This window comes from Burkholderia sp. Se-20373, assembly GCF_017104705.1.
Taxonomy (GTDB): domain Bacteria; phylum Pseudomonadota; class Gammaproteobacteria; order Burkholderiales; family Burkholderiaceae; genus Burkholderia.
On the sequence record NZ_JAAGPH010000051.1, the window covers coordinates 26,886 to 48,776 of the forward strand.

Below are 21,891 nucleotides of genomic sequence, written 5' to 3' on the forward strand. Positions count from 1 at the left end.
GATATAAAAAGGCGCTAAAATCGCGGATTAGTGTGACAACATAGTAGGGGTCTAGCATGACTGATGCAGTAAGAAAGCCGAGGCCGGAATACCGGAACATCGGACTCGCCGATATCACGATGAAATATCGCATGCCGCTGGCAGCGACTTTGTCGATTCTCCACCGAGTCAGCGGCGCGCTGCTGTTCTTGTTCCTGCCGTTCCTGCTGTTCCTCTTCGACCAGAGTCTCACGTCCGAGCTCAGCTTCGAAGTCTTCAAGGCTTTCCTCTCCAACATCATCGTCAAGCTGATCGTCCTCGCACTGTCGTGGGCCTTCTTCCACCATTTCTGCGCCGGCATTCGCCACCTGCTGATGGACGTCAACCACGACGCCGTCACGAAGGAAGGCGGCAAGCGGACGGCAGTCGTCGTCTTTGTCGTCTCGATCGCGCTGACGATCGCCATGGCACTCAAACTGTTCGGAGCATTCTAAGAAAATGGCAGCCAATAACCGAATCGGCTCGAAGCGCCTCGTCGTCGGCGCCCACTACGGCCTGCGCGACTGGCTTGCGCAGCGCATCACCGCCACGATCATGGCGGTCTACACGGTCATCCTGCTCGTCCTGTTCTTCGGCGCGCACGATTTCTCGTACGAAGGCTGGGCGTCGATCTTCGCCGCGCAATGGATGAAGCTCGCGACCTTCGTGATGCTGCTTTCCCTCTTCTACCACGCATGGGTCGGCGTGCGCGACATCTGGATGGACTACGTGAAGCCCGTCGGTGTGCGCCTGCTGCTGCAATCGCTGACCATCGTCTGGCTGCTCGCATGTGCGGGCTACGCCGCGCAGATTCTCTGGAGAGTGTAAAGAATGGCTGCAATCAAAACTAACCTCCCGCGCCGCAAATTTGACGTCGTGATCGTCGGCGCAGGCGGCTCCGGCTTGCGCGCAGCGCTGCAACTGTCGCGCGCGGGCCTGTCGGTCGGCGTGCTGTCGAAGGTGTTCCCGACGCGTTCGCACACGGTGGCCGCGCAGGGCGGTATCGGTGCGTCGCTCGGCAACATGAGCGAAGACAACTGGCACTTCCACTTCTACGACACGATCAAGGGCTCCGACTGGCTCGGCGACCAGGACGCGATCGAATTCATGTGCCGTGAAGCGCCGAACGTCGTGTACGAACTCGAGCACTTCGGCATGCCGTTCGACCGTAACGCGGACGGCACGATCTACCAGCGCCCGTTCGGCGGCCATACCGCGAACTACGGCGAGAAGCCGGTCCAGCGCGCCTGCGCGGCCGCCGACCGTACCGGTCACGCGCTGCTGCACACGCTGTACCAGCAGAACGTCGAAGCGAAGACGCAGTTCTTCGTCGAATGGATGGCGCTCGACCTGATCCGCGACGCGGAAGGCGACGTGCTCGGCGTGACGGCCCTCGAGATGGAGACGGGTGACGTCTACATCATGGAAGGCAAGACGACGCTGTTCGCGACGGGCGGCGCAGGCCGGATCTTCGCGGCATCGACCAACGCGTTCATCAACACCGGCGACGGCCTCGGCATGGCTGCGCGTTCGGGCATCGCGCTGCAGGACATGGAGTTCTGGCAGTTCCACCCGACCGGCGTGGCCGGCGCGGGCGTGCTGATCACCGAAGGCGTGCGCGGCGAAGGCGGTATCCTGCGCAACGCGAACGGCGAGCGTTTCATGGAGCGCTACGCGCCGACGCTGAAGGATCTGGCGCCGCGTGACTTCGTGTCGCGTTCGATGGACCAGGAAATCAAGGAAGGCCGCGGCGTGGGTCCGAACAAGGATCACGTGCTGCTCGACCTGTCGCACATCGGCGCCGAGACGATCATGAAGCGTCTGCCGTCGATCCGCGAAATCGCGCTGAAGTTCGCGAACGTCGACGCGATCAAGGAACCGATCCCGGTCGTCCCGACGATCCACTACCAGATGGGCGGCATCCCGACCAACATCCACGGTCAGGTCGTCGGCACGACGCGCGGCGGTCACAAGGATCCGGTCAACGGCTTCTACGCAGTGGGCGAATGCTCGTGCGTGTCCGTGCACGGCGCGAACCGCCTCGGCACGAACTCGCTGCTGGACCTCGTGGTGTTCGGCCGTGCGGCCGGCAACCACATCGTCGAGCACGTGAAGAACCAGAAGGAACACAAGCCGCTGCCGGCCGATGCAGGCGAATTCTCGCTGGCGCGCCTGAACAAGCTCGACAAGTCGAGCTCGGGCGAGTACACGCAGGACGTCGCGAACGACATCCGCTCGACGATGCAGAAGCACGCAGGCGTGTTCCGCACGTCGGAACTGCTGAAGGAAGGCGTCGACCAGATGGCCGGCCTGAAGGCACGCGTGGAAAACATCCACCTGAAGGACAAGTCGAAGGTGTTCAACACCGCGCGCGTCGAAGCGCTCGAGCTGGAGAACCTGATCGAAGTTGCTCGCGCAACGATGGTGTCGGCGGAAGCACGCAAGGAAAGCCGTGGCGCGCACGCCCACAGCGACTACGAACACCGCGACGACGAGAACTGGCTGCGCCACACGCTGTGGTACAGCGAAGGCGATCGCCTCGACTACAAGCCGGTTCAAATGAAGCCGCTGACGGTCGAATCCGTGCCGCCGAAGCCGCGCACGTTCTAAGCCGAGTCAAAGGAATCCGAAATGGCAAAACGCATTTTTGAAGTCTACCGCTACGATCCGGACAAGGACGCAGCGCCGCGCATGCAGACGTACGAGCTGGAGCTCGAGCACGAGCGCATGCTGCTCGACGCACTGGTCAAGCTGAAGGCCGTGGACGAGACGCTGTCGTTCCGCCGTTCGTGCCGTGAAGGCGTGTGCGGTTCGGACGCGATGAACATCAACGGCAAGAACGGTCTCGCGTGCCTGACGAACCTGAACGACCTGCCGCAGAAGATCGTGCTGCGTCCGCTGCCGGGCCTGCCCGTCGTGCGTGACCTGATCGTCGACATGACGCACTTCTTCAACCAGTACCACTCGATCAAGCCGTACCTGATCAACGACGCGCCGCCGCCGGAGAAGGAACGCCTCCAGTCGCCGGAAGAGCGCGACGAGCTCGACGGCGTGTACGAGTGCATTCTGTGCGCGAGCTGCTCGACGTCGTGCCCGAGCTTCTGGTGGAACCCGGACAAGTTCGTCGGCCCGGCCGGCCTGCTGCAGGCTTACCGCTTCATCGCGGACAGCCGCGACACGGCCACCGGCGAGCGTCTCGACAACCTGGAAGACCCGTACCGTCTGTTCCGTTGCCACACGATCATGAACTGCGTCGACGTTTGCCCGAAGGGCCTGAACCCGACGAAGGCGATCGGCAAGATCAAGGAACTGATGGTTCGCCGCGCGGTTTAAGGTCGGCATGAGCGACGATTCGCATCAATCCGACCCGCACCGTCGCGCACGCCTCCGCTGGCGTGCGCGGCGGGGTCTGCTGGAGAACGACATCATTTTCGAGCGTTTCTTCAGCAGATACGAGCATGACCTCACCGATGCAGACGTAGGCGCGTTGTCGCGCCTGCTCGATCTGAGCGACAACGACCTGATGGACTTGCTCCTCGCGCGCAAGGAACCAGAAGGCGACCTAGACAGCCCGGATATTCACCGGCTGTTGGAGATGCTGCGCAACGTGTAACGCCAAGGCGTAACACGCTGTGCCCGTTATCGAATCCCGTTTCTTTATTTCGATTGAGGATGTGCCATGACTCCGTCTGATGTTAAAGCCACGCTATCGTTCAGCGACAACTCGCCGAGCGTCGAACTGCCGATCTACAAGGGCACGATGGGCCCGGACGTGATCGACATCCGCAAGCTGTACGGCCAGACCGGCAAGTTCACGTACGACCCGGGCTTCATGTCGACGGCAGCTTGTAATTCGGCGATCACGTACATCGACGGCGACAAGGGCGAGCTGCTGTACCGCGGCTACCCGATCGACAACCTCGCGCAAAACGCGGACTTCCTCGAAAGCTGCTACCTGCTGCTGAAGGGCGAACTGCCGAACGCAGCGCAGAAGAAGGAGTTCGTCGACACCGTCACGAAGCACACGATGGTGCACGAGCAGATGCACTTCTTCTTCCGTGGCTTCCGTCGCGACGCGCACCCGATGGCGATCCTGGTCGCTGCAGTCGGCGCGCTGTCGGCGTTCTACCACGACTCGCTCGACATCAACGATCCGCGTCACCGTGAAGTGTCGGCGATCCGCATGATCGCGAAGCTGCCGACGCTCGTCGCGATGGCGTACAAGTACAGCATCGGCCAGCCGTTCGTGTATCCGAAGAACTCGCTGTCGTACAGCGCGAACTTCATGCACATGATGTTCTCGAACCCGTGCGAAGAGTACAAGGTCAACGACGTGCTCGTCCGCGCACTCGACCGTATCCTGATCCTGCACGCAGACCACGAGCAAAACGCATCGACGTCGACCGTCCGCCTGGCCGGCTCGTCGGGCGCGAACCCGTTCGCCTGTATCGCTGCCGGTATCGCCTGTCTGTGGGGCCCGGCGCACGGTGGTGCGAACGAAGCCGCGCTGAACATGCTCGAGCAGATCGGTTCGCCGGACAACATCCCCGAATTCATCAAGCAGGTGAAGGACAAGAATTCGGGCGTGAAGCTGATGGGCTTCGGTCACCGCGTGTACAAGAACTACGACCCGCGTGCGAAGCTGATGCGCGAAACGTGCTACGAAGTGCTGAACGAACTGGGCCTGCACGACGACCCGCTGTTCAAGCTCGCGATGCAGCTCGAGAAGATCGCGCTGGAAGACGAATACTTCGTGTCGCGCAAGCTGTACCCGAACGTCGACTTCTACTCGGGCATCGTCCAGCGCGCGCTGGGCATCCCGACGTCGATGTTCACGTGTATCTTCGCGATGGCACGTACGGTCGGCTGGATCGCACAGTGGAACGAAATGATCGGCGATCCGGAACAGAAGATCGGCCGTCCGCGTCAGCTGTTCATCGGCGATACGCCGCGCGAAGCGAAGCCGCTCAACGCACGTTAAGTCGTGCGCGGCGCGAACGGCCGGCAGGCCGCTCGCGTCGGGCGATCGCAACGCCACGACACCCCGACGGGTCATCCCGTCGGGGTGTTTTCATTTGTGCGGCCGAGGTTCGCCCGGGCCGGCGCGGCGCTCAAGCGACGGCGGGCGCGTGTCGAGTGCGGGTGCGTCGTGATCGGGCGCGTGGCCGTGCTGCACGAAGAATTGCCGGTATGCGCCGGGCGTCATCCTGCGCGCGGCGAGGAACTGGCGGTTGAAGTTCGCGGTATTCGGAATGCCGCAGCGCGCAGCCACGGTCGCGATCGGCCAGTCGGTGCCGACGAGATGACGGCACGCGTGCGCGAGCCGCAGCCGCTGCACGTAGCGGCCGACGCTTTCGCCGAGATGCCGGACGAACAGGCGCTGCAAAGTGCGTTCGGATAGGTGCGCGGCGGCGGCGAGCGCGTCGATGCGCAACGGCTCGTGGAAGTGCCGGTCGATCGCGTCGAGCACGCGGTCGAGGCGTTCGGCTTCGGGGGCGGCTGCGTTGGCACGCGGTGTCGTGCCGCCGGCCCGGTCGTACGCGTGCGCGGTGGCGAGCGGTTCGCCGCCGGCTTCCGCGAGATCGACGAGCGTGTCGAGCACGGCTGCGAGCCGTGTGCGCGGCGACGGATCGAGCAACCGCGGCAGCCGTGCGCGCATCGCGCGGGCTGCATCCGTATCGAAGCGCAGGCCCGGCGCGGCACGCCGCAGCAGCGAGCGCAGCGGCGCGTATTCGGGGCAACAGTCGGCCAGACGCCTCGCCCAGTCGCCGTCGAACCAGATGACGAGCGCGACTTCAGGCGCATCGCGATCGATGCGTGCGTTCGACGACCAGGTATGCGGCAGGTTGGGCGGCACGAGCACCAGGTCGTCGTCCGCGTAGTGCGCGACGTGATCACGGATGAAGCGCCGGCCGCGGCTGTTGAGCGTCAGCGTCAGTTCGTACTCGGGATGGCGATGCCACTCGAACGGGATGCGCGCGAGTTGGCGGTGATAGACGCGGACCGAACAGCCGGGGGCGAACGTCACGTGCTCGTACTGCGGTTTCATTGCGGCCTCCGGGGGAGCGCCGGCATCGCGCCGTGGCATGATCGTGAGCGATCGTCACGACGGAGCGATGCCATGTTTTCACATGTTTGCGTGGGGGTGGCCGACACCGCGCGCGCCTACGATTTCTACGCGCCGCTGTTCGCGGAACTCGGGCTGCGCCTGAAATTCCGCGAGCCGGACGGCTGGTCGGGCTGGATGCCGGCCGACACCGACCGGCCGCTGTTCTTCTTCGGCCAGCCGCTCGACGGCCGCGCGCCCGAACCGGGCAACGGCCACACGATCGCGTTCGATGTGCCGACCCGTGCGCAGGTCGATCGCTGCCACGCGCTTGCGCTGCGGCACGGCGGCACCTGCGAAGGGCCGCCCGGACTGCGGCCGGACTATCACCGCGACTACTACGGCGCGTATTTCCGCGATCCGGACGGCAACAAGCTGTGCGTGGTCTGCCATCGTCCCGAGTGATGTACGGTTGTCAGGATTGTATCGATAGTTGACCGGATAGTGGTGATGGCGGCGATGCACAGGCCGTACGCTGACAGCACATCACGACACCTGTCAGCGAGGAGACCACGATGCAACTGACGATTGACGACCTGCCTGCCGCGATTCGCGACGCGAAAAGGGCGTTGCGCGCCGACTTGCCCGGTTATGCGGCCGCGTTCCGCGAACTGGAGGGCGATATCGCGCGGCAGGTCGACGCGATTCGGCGTGCGCATGCGCATGGCCATGACGTGATTCCGGTGGTGCCGTTCGCGGACATCGCGGGCGGGGCCGTCGATCCGCAAGCGATTGCCGCGATCCGCACGCATGGCGCGGTCGTGATCCGTGGCGTATTCGATGCGCAGCAGGCGCGCGACTGGAACGACGAGATTGGTGCCTACCTGGACGCGAACCGCTTCAACGACCGGCTGCACGCACGTGCCGAGGACCGCTATTTCGGCAATCTCGCGTCGGGCAAGCCGCAGATCTACGGCGTCTACTGGTCGAAGCCGCAGGTGGCTGCGCGCCAGTCGCCGGCACTGACTCAAGCGCGCGTGTTCCTCAACCGCCTGTGGCGGCACGCGGATGGCGGGCGCACGCACTTCGATCCCGACCAGGTGCCGGCCTATGCGGACCGGATTCGCCGCCGCCCGCCCGGCTCGACGTCGCTCGGGCTGTCGCCGCATGTCGACGGCGGTTCGGTCGAACGCTGGCTGGGCGCGAATTTCCGGCAGGTCTACCGTCACGTGCTGGCCGGCCGCTGGCGTGATTACGACCCGTTCGATGCGGCGTTCCGTCCCGATGTCGAGGAGATTCCGTCGCCGGCCGTATGCTCGATGTTCCGCACGTTCCAGGGCTGGACCGCACTGACGCCGCAGGGGCCCGGCGACGGCACGCTGCAGTTGATCCCGGTGGCGAACGCGATGGCCTACGTCGTGCTGCGTGCGCTGCAGGACGATGTCGCCGACGACGACCTGTGCGGCGCGCGTCCGGGCCGCGCGCTGTCGATCCGGCCCGAATGGCACGCGCTGCTGCTCGACGCGCTGGTGCCGATCCCGCACATGGAGCCGGGCGACGCGGTGTTCTGGCACGGCGACGTCGTGCACGCGGTCGAGGATGCGCACCGCGGGAGCGGCGACAGCAACGTGATGTACATCGCGGCCGCGCCCGGTTGCGCGAAGAACGACGCGTACCTGCAGCGCCAGTGCGCTGCGTTCCTGCGCGGCGAGAGCCCGCCCGATTTCCCGACCGATCATTTCGAGGTCGAATTCGACGGACGGGGCGGGGAGGGTGATCTCACGGCGCTCGGCCGTTCGCAGATGGGGTTCGGGGCGGGCGAGTCGCAAGCATGTCGCCCGTGAAAGCGGCGGCTCGCCGGGTGGCGAACGGCGGGCTGCCGAATCCGCTGCGTGTCGCGCGCAATTCGACGCAATCGGCTGTCGGCGCAACTGAAATCGACGCGAATTGCGCAATTTGGCTTCCGATAATGGTCCGGACACAACGCAGCCGCCCCGTGTGAAGCACGGGTGTGGCGCTGACCATGGAGGAGTCGATGCAATTCACGCAAGCGATCGTTCGCCGCCCCGCGCCGTCCTGTGGCGCGGGCCTGACCACCGCCGAACTCGGCGCGCCCGATTACGACAAGACGCTCACCCAGTTCCACGCTTATTGCGAAGCGCTGCGCACGCTCGGCGTCGCGCTGACCGAACTGCCGCCGCTGGAGGCATTCCCCGATTCGCACTTCGTCGAGGACACCGCGGTCGTGACGCCGGAATTCGCGGTGATCACGCGCCCCGGTGCGCCGGCGCGGCGTGGCGAGACGGTGCACATCGAAGCGGCGCTGGCCGCGCATCGCGACCTGCTGCCGATGCAGGACGGCCGGCTCGACGGCGGTGACGTGATGCAGGTCGGCAAGCGCTTCTACATCGGCCTGACGGGCCGTACCGACGCCGACGGCATCGCCGCATTCGACTCGCTCGTATCGCGCTACGGCTATTCGGTCGTCGCGGTGCCGGTGGGCGCCGGCCTGCATCTCAAGTCGGTCGTCAACGCGCTCGGCGACGACACGCTGCTCGTGACCGAAGCGTTGGCCGCGCATCCGGCCTTCGCCGGCTATCGCCGGATCGCGATCTCGGCCGCCGACGAATACGCGGGCAACACGCTGCGCGTGAACGGCACGCTGATCACCCCGGCCGGCTACCCGCGCGTGCACGACGCGATCGCGTCGCTCGGGCTGCCGCTGCACGTGATCGATACGAGCGAGTTCCGCAAGATGGACGGCGGCCTGACCTGCCTGTCGCTGCGGTTCTAGCCGATTGGCGCGCGGCCGCTTCGGCCGGATAATGTGGCCCCCGCGCTGAACAGGAGACGTTCCGCGCACCAGCCACGACCCGACCGGAGCGAACGCGGATGACCGACAAGAAGATGCAGCTCGACAAGATCGATCTCCGGATCCTCGACATCCTGCGCACCGACGGGCGGATTTCCTACCGGAAGCTGTCCGAGCTCGTGAACCTCACGCCGCGGCCGTGCCAGGCGCGCGTGGAGCGGCTCGAGGCGCTTGGGGTGATCGAAGGGTACCGCGCGGTGATCAAGGCGCCGCGCGCGACCAAGCCGATCGTCGTGATCGCGCAGATCACGCTGGCCGACCACGGGCGTTCGCAGGCGCCGTTCGAGGACGACATGCGGACGAATCCGGCCGTGCTCGATTGCTGGCTCGTCAGCGGCACGTTCGATTTTCTCGTGCGGCTCGCGTGCGAGGATCTCGACGAGTACCGGCGGATCGCGAACCTGTGGCTGGAAAGCCCGCGGTTCCGGATTGAGAAGATCGTGACGACGGCCGAACTGCAGGCGATCAAGCGCAGCGTCGTGTGATGCGGCCGGGAAGGACCGGCTTCGACGCGAATGACCCGGCCTGACGATTTGCATTCCGAATCAAATTCGTCGGGCCTGAATCCAATCAGGGTGAACACTATGGATGCTTTGCAAGCGGCAGCGGAGACGGCCGCACCGTCCGGAACGACGCTGAAGCGCCGTCTGCAGGGCCGCCACATCGCGATGATCGCGATCGGCGGCTCGATCGGCACGGGGTTGTTCGTCGCGTCGGGGGCGTCGGTTGCCCAGGCGGGGCCGGGCGGGGCGATCGCCGCGTATATCGCGATCGGGCTGATGGTGTACTTCGTCGTCACGGGCCTCGGCGAGATGGCCGCGCTGATGCCGGTATCGGGCTCGTTCGCGATCTACGGCGAGAAGTACGTCGACGAAGGCTTCGGCGTCGCGCTCGGCTGGACCTACTGGTACAGCTGGGCCGTGACGATCGCGATCGAGCTGGTCGCCGCGCAGATCGTGATGCGCTACTGGTTTCCAACCCTGCCCGGCATCTGGTGGGGCGCGGGTTTCCTCGTGCTGATCTTCCTGCTGAATACGCTGTCGGTGCGCGGTTTCGGCGAATCGGAATACTGGTTCTCGCTGATCAAGGTCGTCACCGTGGTCGCGTTCATCGCGGCCGGGCTGCTGATCGCCGCCGGCCTGATCGGGAACGGGCATCCGGTCGGCTTGCGCAACTTCACGACGGGCGATGCGCCGTTCGTCGGCGGTGTGCACGCGATGATGAGCGTCGCGCTGATCGCGGGCTTCTCGTTTCTCGGCACCGAGCTGGTCGGGATCACGGCCGGCGAATCGGAAAACCCGCGCAAGACGATCCCGCGTGCGGTGAAACAGATCTTCTGGCGGATCATGCTGTTCTACGTGTTCGCGATCTTCGTGATCGGCCTGCTGGTGCCGTACACCGACCCGAACCTGCTGAAGAGCGACGTGACCGACATCGGCGTGAGCCCGTTCACGCTGGTGTTCAGCCACGCGGGTTTCCGGCTCGCGGCCGGCGCGATGAATCTCGTGATCCTGACGGCCGTGCTGTCGGCCGGCAATTCCGGGACTTACGCGGCGACGCGGATGCTGTACAACCTCGCGGCGGAAGGGCGCGCGCCGGCGATGTTCGCGAGGCTGTCGCCGGGCGGCGTGCCGCGCAACGCGCTGTACGCGACGATGGCCGTCGGCGGGCTGTGCTTCCTCACGTCGCTGACCGACAACCAGAGCATCTATCTGTGGCTGCTGAATACGGTCGGCATCACCGGCTTCATCGCGTGGCTCGGCATCGCGGTCTGCCATTACCGGTTCCGCAAGGGGTTCCTGAAGCAGGGCTACCGGCTCGAACAACTGCCGTACCGCGCGAAATGGTTCCCGTTCGGGCCGCTGTTCGCGATCGCGATCTGCATCGTGATCTCGCTCGGGCAGGATTACCAGGCGCTCTTCGCGGCCCGCATCGACTGGATGGAAGTGCTGTCGATCTACGTGTGGATTCCGCTGTTCGTCGCGATCTGGTGGGCGTATCGCCGTGCACGCAAGAGCCGGCTCGTGCGCTACGAGGAGATGGACATCGGGCCGTGGCTGACGCGTTCGGTCGAGGCCGTCGATGCAGCGGCCACGCAGCGGGGGCAGTCGCACTGACTGCGTGGTACGGATAGCGCGATAACGGGAGCCGGCATGTTTTGTCCGGCCGGCTCCGATGCATGCGGCTGGCGTGCGGCGTCATCTGCACGAGACGCCGGTCGCCGCGTGAGCAGGGGGGAGGGGGCATCTGCCACTTTGCAAGAAGCGATGCGGATCCCGTGCCTGCGTTACTTGTCCAGCTCCGGATAGTGTCGGAAGATGCCCATGTCGTTGAACGGGATGCGGCGTTCCGACTCGAGATAGAGCGCAACGGGCGTATGCAGTGCAACGCGGTCGTGCAGTGCAACCAGCGCCGCGATCTGCCGCTCCGCACGCTTCATCGCTTTCGGAAACGCGTAGCGCAGGCCCTCGATCAACTGGAATAACGACAGGTCCGCATAGCTGAGTGCGTTGCCGACGAGGTAGCCGCTCCTGTGCGGATTCTGTGCGAGTACACGCTCGAAGTATCCGAGGAATTTCGGCAGCCGGTTTTCGAGGAAATCGGCGGCACGCTCGGCGGCTTCCGCCTGCTGATCCTCGTAGTAGAGGCCGCTTGCGATCGGATGGTGCGTGTCGTGGATCTCGGTGACGAAATCGGCGACGGTCAACTGAAGCTGGTGCACCCACAGCCGGCCGGCTTCGTCGTCGGGCGCGAGCCCCAGCCGCGCGCCGAGAAACAGCAGGATGTTCGCGGTCTGCCCGATGACGACGTCGCCGGCCTTCAGGAAGGGCGGCGCGAACGGCACGCATTCCGCCTTCGAGCTGTCCATCATCCGCATCATTGCCGGCACGCCCATGCCGCGCCCCGATTCACGCGCGACGTCGACATAGTCGGCTTCGGCCGCTTCGAGCGCGAGCCGCACGTACTCGCCTCGGCCCTGGATCTCGGGCCAGTAATACAGTTCGTATCGCATGCTGTCTTCCCGTTCGTTGAACCGGCTGCCGCCGGCATCGTGACGACCGGGCGGCCACGCGTCGCGCGCCACCCGCTGCGAATAGACAGTCTAGGCGATCGCGTAGACCTCGTCGCGCGCATGCGGCTTCTGCTTGTCCTCGATGCGCGGCCGGTACAGCTCGACGTCGAGCGTGCCGTGGCGGAACAGCGTCGTGAACAGCGTGCCCTCTTCGTCGAGGCGGGCGAGCGATTCGTTCAGGCCGAGCTTCATGGGGAGGGCTCCGGGTCTGGATCGTTTGGGGGACATGCGCGTTGCGCCATCGTATCTCGAAATCAGGAGCGCGATGTTCAGCGCCCGAGGAGGCGGCCGAATCACTCGCCACCGATGAAACGGTGGCCGCACATGCTTGCCATGGATGAAACGTGTGCGTCCATCGATGAAACAGCGTGACGATCGTTCGCATTCGATCGACAGGTTCACCGCGATTTAATAAACGCCCACTACGATCCCGCATCGTCGATCGACCGATGCGCAGCGATTCGATTCGAGCGTCGACCCTGCCATCCATCGCCGAACCGCGCGACGCATCAGGTTGTCATTCCCGTGAACCCGCGATTTGCAACGTCGTGACCGGCTGCCGGCGTTGCTCGCATCATTTCGTATTTCTCATGAATCGAACCCCGTCGGCTTCTTTACGCAGAAAATTCCTGGCTGCCGCACCCGCGGTTGCCGTGGCGCCGCTGCTGAGCGCATGCGGCGGTGACGACGTCACGTCGGCGCCCGTCACCGATGCGGCGCTGGCCGCGCAGATGTCCGCGAAGCTCAACGCGCAGCTCGGCGACGCGGCGACGGTCAACGCGATCGTGCCTGCGCTGACCGATGTCGGCTTCACGTGGGACCTGCCGACGGTGCCGGCCGCGCAAATCGGCGCGATCGTCGCATACAGCTTCGGCAATCGCCCGAACGCGGCAAGCGGCAATACGTCGAGCACGGGCGGCAACCAGTCCGCGCTGCCCGATCCGGGGCCCGTCAACGAAGCGCTCGCGGACGCCGTCTACCGTATTCGGCAACTGAAACCGGTCAAGGTCTACGCGCAGTGGGAGATTGCGCGCTTTCTCGTGTCGAAATACGGGATGGGCGCCGACGTGCTGTCGTCGATCGAGCCCGTGATCGCGAGCGACGGCACGATCGTGTACCTGAGTACGGCGGGTGTGGCCGCCGAGGCCGTCTCGCGCGCGGGCGGCGCGGCCGCGATGGGCAGCGTCGCGGTGGTCGGTCATCGGGATCACGCGAAGCGCTGCATCCAGACCTCGCAACAGGCGGGCATGAAGGCGGCCGCGGTTGCCGAGGTGTCGTTGCCGACGCTCTACGACCCGCAGTCGGGCCAGCCGTGGACGCGTAACCGCAGCCTGTACCTCGTGCACGACATGTATGCGCAGATGCTCGGCCGTGCGATCGGCGCGACGATGCAGGCGTTCCCGAAGGGCTGACGCACTTTCTCTTTCCCGATTCCGATGACCATGCAGACCCGCCGCCATTTTCTCGTTTCCGCTTCCGCGCTGGCCGCGACCGGTGCCGCCGGTACGCCTGCCTTCGCGAGCGACGCGCCCGTTTCAGACGCCGAACTGCAACGCCAGATGCTCGGCAAACTGACGAACGAACTGAACGACCGCGCAGCCGCCACCGACGAGACCGGCTACCTGTTCGAACGGTTTTTCTCGTGGCTGCCGCCGACCGTCCAGAACACGGCCATCAACACGATTGTCGCCTTCGGCTTCGGCAGTCGCGCCGCGGCGGTGCCGGGCCCGGTGAACGAGGCGATTGCCGACGCCGTGTTCCTGCTGCGCCAGAAGGTTGCCGTGCGGATTTTCGCGCAGCAGGAGGTCGCGAGCGTGCTCGCGTCGAAATACGGGCTGACGGCCGGCGTGACGTCGATCGCGACCCCGGCCCAGGCCGCCGGCAGCCCGATACCGACGCCAGACGGCGTCGCTGCCGCGATCGTCGAGCAGGCCGGCTCGGCTGCGGCACTCGGCAACGTCGGTGTCGTCACTCATACGGATCAGGCGTCGCTTGCCGTGCGCGTGTCGAATGCCGCCGGGATGCCGGCCGCGCTGCCGGCGGGCCTGACGCTACCGTCGCTTTACGACGCGTCCGCGCAGATGCCGGCATTGCGCCGCCGCGATCTCTACCTGCTGAGCAACGTCGGCGTGCAACTGGGCATGCTGCGGCTCGACCTGATCAACCGCGAGTACCCGAACGGCTGACGCTGCCGGGCGCTCGCGGAACATCTCCCGTTCATCGACCTCTTCCATTCCGGAACCGTCATGTCCTTTCGCGTGTCGTCGTGACATGCGCAGCGCGGTGGCGGTCGTGGCCGCCGCGCCGTGGTGCCCGCGTTGCCGGGTAATGCTTATCCGGGTATCGCGTGTACTACCCAACTCACTGTTTTTATTCACTTTTTTCGTTATCGTGGTACTCCATGGGCCGATTTTGCGTGGCATAATCGATCACATCCGCAAGGCTTGTAGTCACAACGACCCCGCATACCCATGGCACAGACTCTCTACGACAAACTGTGGAACACCCACGTGGTCCACACCGAGGAAGACGGCACGACCCTGCTGTACATCGACCGTCAGCTGCTGCATGAAGTCACGAGCCCGCAGGCGTTCGAAGGGCTGAAGATGGCGCAGCGTCCGGTGTGGCGCATCAGCGCGAACCTGGCCGTGTCGGACCACAACGTGCCGACCACCGATCGCAGCCACGGCATCGCCGATCCCGTCTCGAAGCTCCAGGTCGACACGCTCGACGCGAACTGCGATGCGTTCGGCATCACGCAGTTCAAGATGAACGACGTGCGCCAGGGCATCGTCCACATCATCGGGCCGGAACAGGGCGCGACGCTGCCGGGCATGACGATCGTGTGCGGCGATTCGCATACGTCGACGCACGGCGCGTTCGGTGCGCTCGCGCACGGCATCGGCACGTCGGAAGTCGAGCACGTGCTCGCCACGCAAACCCTGCTGCAGAAAAAGAGCAAGAACATGCTCGTGAAGGTCGAGGGCACGTTGCCGCGCGGCTGTACCGCGAAAGACATCGTGCTCGCGATCATCGGCAAGATCGGCACGGCCGGCGGCACGGGCTACGCGATCGAATTCGGCGGCTCGACGATCCGCGCGCTGACGATGGAAGGCCGCATGACCGTCTGCAACATGGCGATCGAGGCTGGCGCGCGCGCGGGCATGGTCGCGGTGGACGACACGACGATCGATTACCTGTTGGGCCGCCCGTTCGTGCCGACCGGTGCGGAATGGGACCAGGCCGTCGAATACTGGCGCCAGTTCAAGTCGGACGACGGCGCGCAGTTCGATCGCGTGGTCGAGCTGAACGCAGCCGAAATCGTCCCGCAGGTCACCTGGGGCACGTCGCCGGAAATGGTCACGTCGATCGACGGCCGCGTGCCGGACCCCGAGCGCGAGAAGGATCCGGTCAAGCGCGATGCGATGGAGCGTGCGCTGGCCTACATGGCGCTCGAGCCGAACACGCCGATCGAATCGATCAAGGTCGACAAGATCTTCATCGGCTCGTGCACGAACGCGCGAATCGAAGACATCCGCGCAGCCGCGTATGTCGTGAAGAAGCTGAACCGTCGCGTCGCGTCGAACGTGCGGCTCGCGATGGTCGTGCCGGGCTCGGGCCTCGTGAAGGCACAGGCCGAGCGCGAAGGCCTCGACAAGGTGTTCACGGACGCCGGCTTCGAATGGCGCGAGCCGGGCTGCTCGATGTGCCTCGCGATGAATGCCGACCGGCTCGAGCCGGGCGAGCGCTGCGCGTCGACGTCGAACCGCAACTTCGAAGGCCGGCAGGGCGCGGGCGGTCGCACGCACCTCGTGAGCCCCGCGATGGCGGCAGCCGCGGCCATCGAAGGTCACTTCGTCGACATTCGCCAGCTGGGGTAACGCATGACGGCATCGAAGGTCATTGCGCGGCTGGTTGCCGCGCTGGCGCTGGCGGGGCTGGGTTTCGGCCTCGCGGGCTGCAATACCGTCCAGGGCTTCGGGCAGGACGTCAACGCTGCCGGCAGCGCGCTGAAGCGCGCCGCGGAGTGACGTTCCCCACCGAGAATTTGTCGATGTGCGCCGGCTGAACGCCGGCCCTTCAACCGGATAGACGGATCATGGAAAAATTCACAGTGCATACCGGCGTCGTGGCGCCGCTCGATCGCGAGAACGTCGACACCGACGCGATCATCCCGAAGCAGTTCCTGAAGTCGATCAAGCGTACGGGCTTCGGTCCGAACGCGTTCGACGAATGGCGTTATCTCGATCACGGCGAGCCGGGCCAGGACAACTCGAAGCGTCCGCTGAACCCCGACTTCGTGCTGAACCAGCCGCGCTACCAGCGCGCATCCGTGCTGCTCGCACGCAAGAACTTCGGCTGCGGTAGCTCGCGCGAGCATGCGCCGTGGGCGCTGCAACAGTACGGCTTCCGCGCGATCATCGCGCCGAGCTTCGCCGATATTTTCTTCAACAACTGCTACAAGAACGGCCTGCTGCCGATCGTGCTGACCGAGCAGCAGGTCGATCACCTGTTCAACGAGACGGTCGCGTTCAACGGCTTCGAGGTGACGGTCGATCTCGACGCGCAGGTCGTGCGCACGGGCGACGGCCGCGAGTATCCGTTCGAGATCGCCGCGTTCCGCAAGTACTGCCTGCTGAACGGCTTCGACGACATCGGCCTCACGCTGCGCCACGCGGACAAGATCCGCCAGTTCGAGGCCGAGCGCCTCGTGAAGCAGCCGTGGCTCAACACCAAGCTGGTCGGCTGAGATCGCCTTTCGGGCGGGCGCGCCGGCGGCGCGTTCGCCGGCCTGCCTCCATAAAAACCTACCCAGTCAGGAATTTCGCATGAAGATTGCAGTGCTGCCCGGCGACGGCATCGGTCCGGAAATCGTCAATGAAGCCGTGAAGGTGCTGAACGCACTCGACGAGAAGTTCGAACTCGAACAGGCGCCGGTCGGCGGCGCGGGCTACGAGGCGAGCGGCCATCCGCTGCCCGACGCGACGCTGCAGCTCGCGAAGGACGCCGACGCGATCCTGTTCGGCGCCGTGGGCGACTGGAAGTACGACTCGCTCGAGCGCGCGCTGCGCCCCGAGCAGGCGATCCTCGGGCTGCGCAAGCATCTCGAGCTGTTCGCGAACTTCCGCCCGGCAATCTGCTATCCGCAGCTCGTCGATGCGTCGCCGCTGAAGCCCGAGCTGGTCGCGGGCCTCGACATCCTGATCGTGCGCGAACTGAACGGCGACATCTACTTCGGCCAGCCGCGCGGCGTGCGCGCTGCACCGGACGGCCTGTTCGCGGGCGAACGCGAAGGCTTCGACACGATGCGCTATTCGGAACCGGAAGTGCGCCGCATCGCGCACGTCGCGTTCCAGGCAGCCCGCAAGCGCGCGAAGAAGCTGCTGTCGGTCGACAAGGCGAACGTGCTCGAAACGTCGCAGTTCTGGCGCGACATCATGATCGACGTGTCGAAGGAATACGCGGACGTCGAGCTGTCGCACATGTACGTCGACAACGCGGCGATGCAGCTCGCGAAGGCGCCGAAGCAGTTCGACGTGATCGTCACCGGCAACATGTTCGGCGACATCCTGTCGGATGAGGCGTCGATGCTGACGGGCTCGATCGGCATGCTGCCGTCGGCGTCGCTCGACAAGAACAACAAGGGCCTGTACGAGCCGTCGCACGGTTCGGCGCCGGACATCGCGGGCAAGGGCATCGCGAACCCGCTCGCGACGATCCTGTCGGCCGCGATGATGCTGCGCTATTCGCTGAATCGCGCGGAGCAGGCCGATCGCATCGAGCGCGCGGTGAAAACGGTGCTCGAACAGGGCTATCGCACGGGCGACATCGCGACGCCGGGTTGCCAGCAGGTCGGCACGACGGCGATGGGCGACGCGGTGGTCGCGGCGCTGTAACGCGATCATGTAGAAAGGGCGCGAACAGGCCGCGAAATCGGCCGGTTCGCATGCGGTTGGCCGTTGTGCGGGCCACCGGCTTTGTGTAGACTCGAACGATGGCGCATCTTTCCCTGATCTCCCCGGTCTTGAAACTCCACGGCAACACAGCCCGTGCGGGTGCGCGCGCCATCGTCATCACGAAAACCATTACCACGAAAACGATCATTAAACGCTGATCGTCCGTCGTGCCCGCCTATTTCCCCGCGCGGTCACACCGGGGACGGAATGGCGGGGAAGCTCCATCAAAGGGTTAGTCATGAACGTAGGTCTCGTAGGTTGGCGCGGCATGGTCGGCAGCGTCCTGATGCAGCGCATGCAGGAAGAGGGCGATTTCGACCTGATCGAACCGGTGTTTTTCAGCACCAGCAACACGGGCGGCAAAGCGCCGTCGTTCGCGAAAAACGAGACTACGCTCAAGGACGCGACCAACGTCGACGAGCTGAAGAAGTGCGACGTGATCATCACGTGCCAGGGCGGCGACTACACGAACGACGTGTTCCCGAAGCTGCGCGCGGCCGGCTGGAACGGCTACTGGATCGATGCGGCATCGTCGCTGCGGATGAAGGACGACGCGGTCATCATCCTCGATCCGGTCAACCTCGACGTGATCAAGGACGCGCTCGTCAAGGGCCAGAAGAACTTCATCGGCGGCAACTGCACGGTCAGCCTGATGCTGATGGCGCTCGGCGGCCTGTTCAGCGAGAACCTCGTCGACTGGATGACGGCGATGACCTACCAGGCCGCATCGGGCGCGGGCGCGCAGAACATGCGCGAACTGCTGGCGCAGATGGGCACGCTGAACGGCGCGGTTCAGGCGCAACTCGCCGATCCGGCTTCCGCGATCCTCGACATCGACCGCCGCGTGCTGGCCGCAATGAACAGCGACGCGATGCCGACGAGCAACTTCGGCGTGCCGCTCGCCGGGTCGCTGATCCCGTGGATCGACAAGGATCTCGGCAACGGGATGTCGAAGGAAGAGTGGAAGGGCGGCGCGGAAACCAACAAGATCCTCGGCAAGCCGGCGATGGGCGAGCCGGGTTCGATCCCGGTCGACGGCCTGTGCGTGCGAATCGGCGCAATGCGCTGCCATTCGCAGGCGTTGACGATCAAGCTGAACAAGGACGTGCCGCTCGACGAGATCAACGGCATCCTCGCATCGGCGAACGACTGGGTGAAGGTCGTGCCGAACGAGCGTGAAGCGTCGATGCGCGACCTGTCGCCGGCGAACGTCACGGGCACGCTGACGGTGCCGGTCGGCCGCCTGCGCAAGCTCGCGATGGGCGGTGAATACCTGTCGGCATTCACGGTCGGCGACCAGCTGCTGTGGGGCGCTGCCGAGCCGCTGCGCCGCATGCTGCGCATCCTGCTCGACAAGTAAGTTGCGTGTCCGGCCCGCGAGATGCGGGCCGCGGTGCACGAGATTGCGCGCCGCGTCGGCCTTGACGATATCAAGGCGGGCGCGGCGCGTTTTTCATGTGCGGGTCAGCGCATGTTCAGGAGCGTCTGGTCGACGGCCTGCTGGGTCTTGATCGTCTGCGCATTCGCCTGGTAATCGCGCTGCGCCTTGATCAGGTTCACGAGCTCGGTCGTCAGGTTGACGTTCGAGTTTTCCAGCGCGCTCCCCTGCAGCGTGCCGTGGTTCGTGCTGCCCGGCGCGGAGATCTGCGGCACGCCCGACGCGGTGGTTTCCACATACTGGTTGCCGCCGATGTTCTCGAGCCCGTTCGGGTTGTTGAAGTTCGCGAGCGCGATCAGGCCGAGCACCGCGCTCTGGCCGTTCGAGTAATTGCCGGTGAGCTTGCCGTCGGTGCCGATCGAGAACGTCGTCAGCGTGCCGCTCGCGAAGCCATCCTGTGCGAGGTTGTTCACGCCGCTTTTTCCGCCGAACTGCGTCGTGCCGGTCAGGTCGAGCGTCAGGTTCTGCGGATTGGCGCCGCCCGACGCGTTGGGGATCGAGAACGCGAACTGGCCGAGGCTCGGCGTCGGCTGGCCGGTTGCGGCCGACGTCGTCGAGCTGATCCGGCCCGATGCGTCGAACGTGATGGTGCCGAGATTCGTCGGCGTCTGGCCTTGCACGCCCGCGTAGGCCTGCCAGGTACCTGCCGCGTTCTTCGCGAAATACATCGACACCTGTTGCGAGCCGCCGAGCGTGTCGTACACCTGGATCGACGAATTGTAGTTGTACGTGGTGTTGTCGCCCGCGTTGAACGGTGTCTTGGCCGGCACCTTGTCCTGCGAGTTCAGGTTGAACTGGCCGGTGATCTTCGTCGTCGCCTGAGGCGCGATGTTGGTGGTCGGCGCTTGCAGCGGCACGGTCGCCGCGGTGTTGATCGCGCCGCCCGGCCCCGCCGCATAGCCCATCAGGTTGCGGTTCTGCGCGTCGACGATGGCGCCGCTCTTGTCGCGGTGGAATACACCGTCGCGCGAGTACGTCGTCACGCCGTTGTTCGACATCTGGAAGAAGCCGTTGCCGTTGATCGCGATGTCGAGCGACGACTTCGTCGAGTTGATCGTCCCCTGGCCGAATTGTTGCTGCACCGACGTGAGCCGCGTGCCGATGCCGATCTGCGTGTTGGTCGACGTCGCGACCGAATTCGCGTACATGTCGGCGAAGTTCGCGCGCCCCTGCTTGTAGCCAACCGTGTTTGCGTTCGCGATGTTGTTGCCGATCACGTCGAGATGGTTCGCCGCGCCGGCCAACCCGCTCAAGCCTTGTTGATAGCCCATGTTCGATCCCCGTAACGAGCTGGTGAGTAAATGCAGTCGTGCGACTGCGCGATGCCTCCCTGGCACCTCACGGCGTCAGCCAGGCCGACCGCGTTCCCGCATTTACGCAGGTGCGGGCGCGATGGTCGAACTGCGCCGATTCTTGTTTGAAGGCGATCCTAGCGACGGCAATTATTTGATCTGTGTAATTTTGTGTAATGTAATTGAATTGTTGTCGAAATGATTGGTTTCGTATGAGCAATGAAGCTGAGGTGAGGCGGGAAAGCGTTGTAGGACGGGGGTTTGGCGGCGGGGGTGTTCAATTCGGCGATCAGAGAGGGGAATTGGCCTCTTATCGATCAATTGAAATTCATTTGAATGGGGTGATGGCCGACTGGATTTATTTTGATTGGCGCTTGTTAATCCATTAACGGCAAGCAGCGCGAATTATTGAGCAAACGTACTTGATTCCCGGTCGTGGTTCCGTGTCGGACACCGGGTCGTGCGAACCGCATCGTCGAGTGAGCAAAGGCATGCGGGATGCGCTCGGCAGGCGATGCGACCGGATGGCTTTGCATCCGAGAGAGGCGCACTTCCGGTCGATCGGGGGCGCCGGTCGCAGCGTGCGCAACCGGACACCTCACACGGCCCGATCACGGGGCGCACCGACGCGCGCACGCATATCGGTTGCACCTGGCGGCGATGAATTCGGCCCGAACCTGATCACGTGAAGTAAACTACGCGGTTACGACGCACAGACCCGCCGAAAGCGTCGCGTTCCGCGCGACGCTTTTGCATTTCTGCGGCAACTTTATTGACGCTTTCAACCGCGAATCCGAGCCGCGCCCGCGCGCGGCGATAGAGCCAACGATGTCCCGAATTTCCTTGTTTCCGCGTCAGTCCCGTCTGTCGCGCGCCGTGCGTGGCGCGCTGGCGATCCTGGCGCTCGGCGCAACCGCATCGGCCTGGGCGGCCGGCACCGGCGAACTGCCGGCATCCGCTGCCGACAGCGCAGTCCCGCTTACCGTGACGGTCCAGCCGGGCCAGTCGCTGAACGACATCGCGAAGGCGGCCACGCAGTCGCGCGATCCCGGGGTGCTCGCGCGCGCCGGCCGCTTGACGTACCGCCGGCCGGGCCCGCCCGCCGGTAGAATGCAGGCTTCTTCCCGACCGCCGCCCGCCGCGCCCGCCTGCATGGAACTGAAATGGCTCGAAGACTTCGTTTCGCTCGCGGAAA

General features: G+C 65.0%; 23 protein-coding genes and 1 pseudogene. 20 read left to right on the forward strand and 4 right to left on the reverse strand.

Translation table 11 applies throughout. The features are described from left to right. Positions 1–56 precede the first annotated feature (56 nt). The 6 genes from sdhC (at position 57) to gltA (ending at position 4,999) form a co-directional block, all read left to right on the forward strand. Positions 57–473 carry a succinate dehydrogenase, cytochrome b556 subunit gene (sdhC, locus tag G3N96_RS18420; protein WP_206138036.1) on the forward strand — a complete coding sequence of 139 codons (417 nt, stop codon included), beginning with the start codon at positions 57–59 and terminating at the stop codon, positions 471–473. Between the two features lie 4 nt (positions 474–477). Further along, positions 478–846 carry a succinate dehydrogenase, hydrophobic membrane anchor protein gene (gene sdhD / locus G3N96_RS18425; RefSeq protein ID WP_011355745.1) on the forward strand — a complete coding sequence of 123 codons (369 nt, stop codon included), beginning with the start codon at positions 478–480 and terminating at the stop codon, positions 844–846. Positions 847–849: 3 nt separating this feature from the next. Then, positions 850–2,628: a succinate dehydrogenase flavoprotein subunit gene (gene sdhA / locus G3N96_RS18430; RefSeq protein WP_124576359.1), complete on the forward strand. Its 1,779-nt coding sequence runs from the start codon at positions 850–852 to the stop codon at positions 2,626–2,628. A gap of 21 nt (positions 2,629–2,649) precedes the next feature. Further along, complete coding sequence (locus tag G3N96_RS18435; RefSeq protein WP_011355743.1) at positions 2,650–3,351, forward strand: succinate dehydrogenase iron-sulfur subunit; 702 nt, start codon at positions 2,650–2,652, stop codon at positions 3,349–3,351. Positions 3,352–3,358: 7 nt separating this feature from the next. Continuing rightward, positions 3,359–3,631 carry a succinate dehydrogenase assembly factor 2 gene (locus G3N96_RS18440; RefSeq protein WP_011355742.1) on the forward strand — a complete coding sequence of 91 codons (273 nt, stop codon included), beginning with the start codon at positions 3,359–3,361 and terminating at the stop codon, positions 3,629–3,631. 66 nt (positions 3,632–3,697) lie between these two features. Next, positions 3,698–4,999 carry a citrate synthase gene (gene gltA / locus G3N96_RS18445; RefSeq protein ID WP_011355741.1) on the forward strand — a complete coding sequence of 434 codons (1,302 nt, stop codon included), beginning with the start codon at positions 3,698–3,700 and terminating at the stop codon, positions 4,997–4,999. Between the two features lie 90 nt (positions 5,000–5,089). Here gltA and G3N96_RS18450 read toward each other — a convergent pair whose 3' ends face one another. Beyond that, entirely contained in the window at positions 5,090–6,067 is a 978-nt protein-coding gene (locus G3N96_RS18450) for an AraC family transcriptional regulator (protein WP_206138037.1), read from the reverse strand. Between the two features lie 72 nt (positions 6,068–6,139). Here G3N96_RS18450 and G3N96_RS18455 point away from each other — a divergent pair, with 72 nt between their 5' ends. The 5 genes from G3N96_RS18455 to G3N96_RS18475 all read left to right on the forward strand — a co-directional run bounded on the left by G3N96_RS18455 (position 6,140) and on the right by G3N96_RS18475 (position 11,053). Then, positions 6,140–6,529 (forward strand): VOC family protein, encoded by a 390-nt coding sequence (locus G3N96_RS18455; RefSeq protein WP_124576361.1) that lies wholly within the window; start codon positions 6,140–6,142, stop codon positions 6,527–6,529. A gap of 110 nt (positions 6,530–6,639) precedes the next feature. After that, entirely contained in the window at positions 6,640–7,908 is a 1,269-nt protein-coding gene (locus G3N96_RS18460) for a DUF1479 domain-containing protein (protein WP_206138038.1), read from the forward strand. 191 nt (positions 7,909–8,099) lie between these two features. Beyond that, positions 8,100–8,858: an arginine deiminase family protein gene (locus G3N96_RS18465; RefSeq protein ID WP_206138039.1), complete on the forward strand. Its 759-nt coding sequence runs from the start codon at positions 8,100–8,102 to the stop codon at positions 8,856–8,858. Between the two features lie 98 nt (positions 8,859–8,956). Then, positions 8,957–9,421: an Lrp/AsnC family transcriptional regulator gene (locus G3N96_RS18470; RefSeq protein ID WP_206138040.1), complete on the forward strand. Its 465-nt coding sequence runs from the start codon at positions 8,957–8,959 to the stop codon at positions 9,419–9,421. A 99-nt stretch (positions 9,422–9,520) separates the two neighbouring features. Then, positions 9,521–11,053 carry an amino acid permease gene (locus G3N96_RS18475; RefSeq protein WP_206138041.1) on the forward strand — a complete coding sequence of 511 codons (1,533 nt, stop codon included), beginning with the start codon at positions 9,521–9,523 and terminating at the stop codon, positions 11,051–11,053. A 170-nt stretch (positions 11,054–11,223) separates the two neighbouring features. Here G3N96_RS18475 and G3N96_RS18480 read toward each other — a convergent pair whose 3' ends face one another. Together G3N96_RS18480 and G3N96_RS18485 are read right to left on the reverse strand one after the other, a co-directional pair. After that, positions 11,224–11,949 carry a glutathione S-transferase gene (locus G3N96_RS18480; protein ID WP_206138042.1) on the reverse strand — a complete coding sequence of 242 codons (726 nt, stop codon included), beginning with the start codon at positions 11,947–11,949 and terminating at the stop codon, positions 11,224–11,226. A 90-nt stretch (positions 11,950–12,039) separates the two neighbouring features. Beyond that, positions 12,040–12,201 (reverse strand): hypothetical protein, encoded by a 162-nt coding sequence (locus G3N96_RS18485; protein ID WP_241022705.1) that lies wholly within the window; start codon positions 12,199–12,201, stop codon positions 12,040–12,042. A 398-nt stretch (positions 12,202–12,599) separates the two neighbouring features. Here G3N96_RS18485 and G3N96_RS18490 point away from each other — a divergent pair, with 398 nt between their 5' ends. The 8 genes from G3N96_RS18490 (at position 12,600) to asd (ending at position 19,326) form a co-directional block, all read left to right on the forward strand. Next, the gene (locus G3N96_RS18490; protein WP_206138048.1) at positions 12,600–13,421 is read left to right on the forward strand and encodes a hypothetical protein; all 822 of its coding nucleotides are present in this window, start codon (positions 12,600–12,602) and stop codon (positions 13,419–13,421) included. Between the two features lie 30 nt (positions 13,422–13,451). Then, complete coding sequence (locus G3N96_RS18495; RefSeq protein WP_206138049.1) at positions 13,452–14,195, forward strand: Tat pathway signal protein; 744 nt, start codon at positions 13,452–13,454, stop codon at positions 14,193–14,195. Positions 14,196–14,480: 285 nt separating this feature from the next. After that, a complete protein-coding gene (gene leuC / locus G3N96_RS18500) occupies positions 14,481–15,890 on the forward strand; it encodes a 3-isopropylmalate dehydratase large subunit (RefSeq protein ID WP_089427948.1) in 1,410 nt (469 codons plus the stop codon). A gap of 3 nt (positions 15,891–15,893) precedes the next feature. Then, a complete protein-coding gene (locus G3N96_RS18505; RefSeq protein WP_089442934.1) occupies positions 15,894–16,040 on the forward strand; it encodes an entericidin A/B family lipoprotein in 147 nt (48 codons plus the stop codon). A gap of 68 nt (positions 16,041–16,108) precedes the next feature. Further along, a complete protein-coding gene (gene leuD, locus G3N96_RS18510; RefSeq protein ID WP_206138043.1) occupies positions 16,109–16,759 on the forward strand; it encodes a 3-isopropylmalate dehydratase small subunit in 651 nt (216 codons plus the stop codon). Positions 16,760–16,838: 79 nt separating this feature from the next. Then, positions 16,839–17,906, forward strand: a complete 1,068-nt coding sequence (leuB, locus tag G3N96_RS18515) for a 3-isopropylmalate dehydrogenase (protein ID WP_124576367.1) — start codon at positions 16,839–16,841, stop codon at positions 17,904–17,906. A 98-nt stretch (positions 17,907–18,004) separates the two neighbouring features. Next, entirely contained in the window at positions 18,005–18,124 is a 120-nt protein-coding gene (locus G3N96_RS39875; RefSeq protein WP_047850271.1) for a hypothetical protein, read from the forward strand. 80 nt (positions 18,125–18,204) lie between these two features. After that, entirely contained in the window at positions 18,205–19,326 is a 1,122-nt protein-coding gene (asd, locus tag G3N96_RS18520) for an aspartate-semialdehyde dehydrogenase (RefSeq protein ID WP_206138044.1), read from the forward strand. Between the two features lie 104 nt (positions 19,327–19,430). On the opposite strand, the gene flgE is transcribed toward asd, so the two are convergent. Continuing rightward, the gene (gene flgE / locus G3N96_RS18525; RefSeq protein ID WP_206138045.1) at positions 19,431–20,675 is read right to left on the reverse strand and encodes a flagellar hook protein FlgE; all 1,245 of its coding nucleotides are present in this window, start codon (positions 20,673–20,675) and stop codon (positions 19,431–19,433) included. Between the two features lie 849 nt (positions 20,676–21,524). On the opposite strand from flgE, the pseudogene G3N96_RS18530 reads away from it, so the two are divergent. Continuing rightward, a pseudogene (locus G3N96_RS18530) lies at positions 21,525–21,891 on the forward strand (hypothetical protein); the annotation flags it as partial.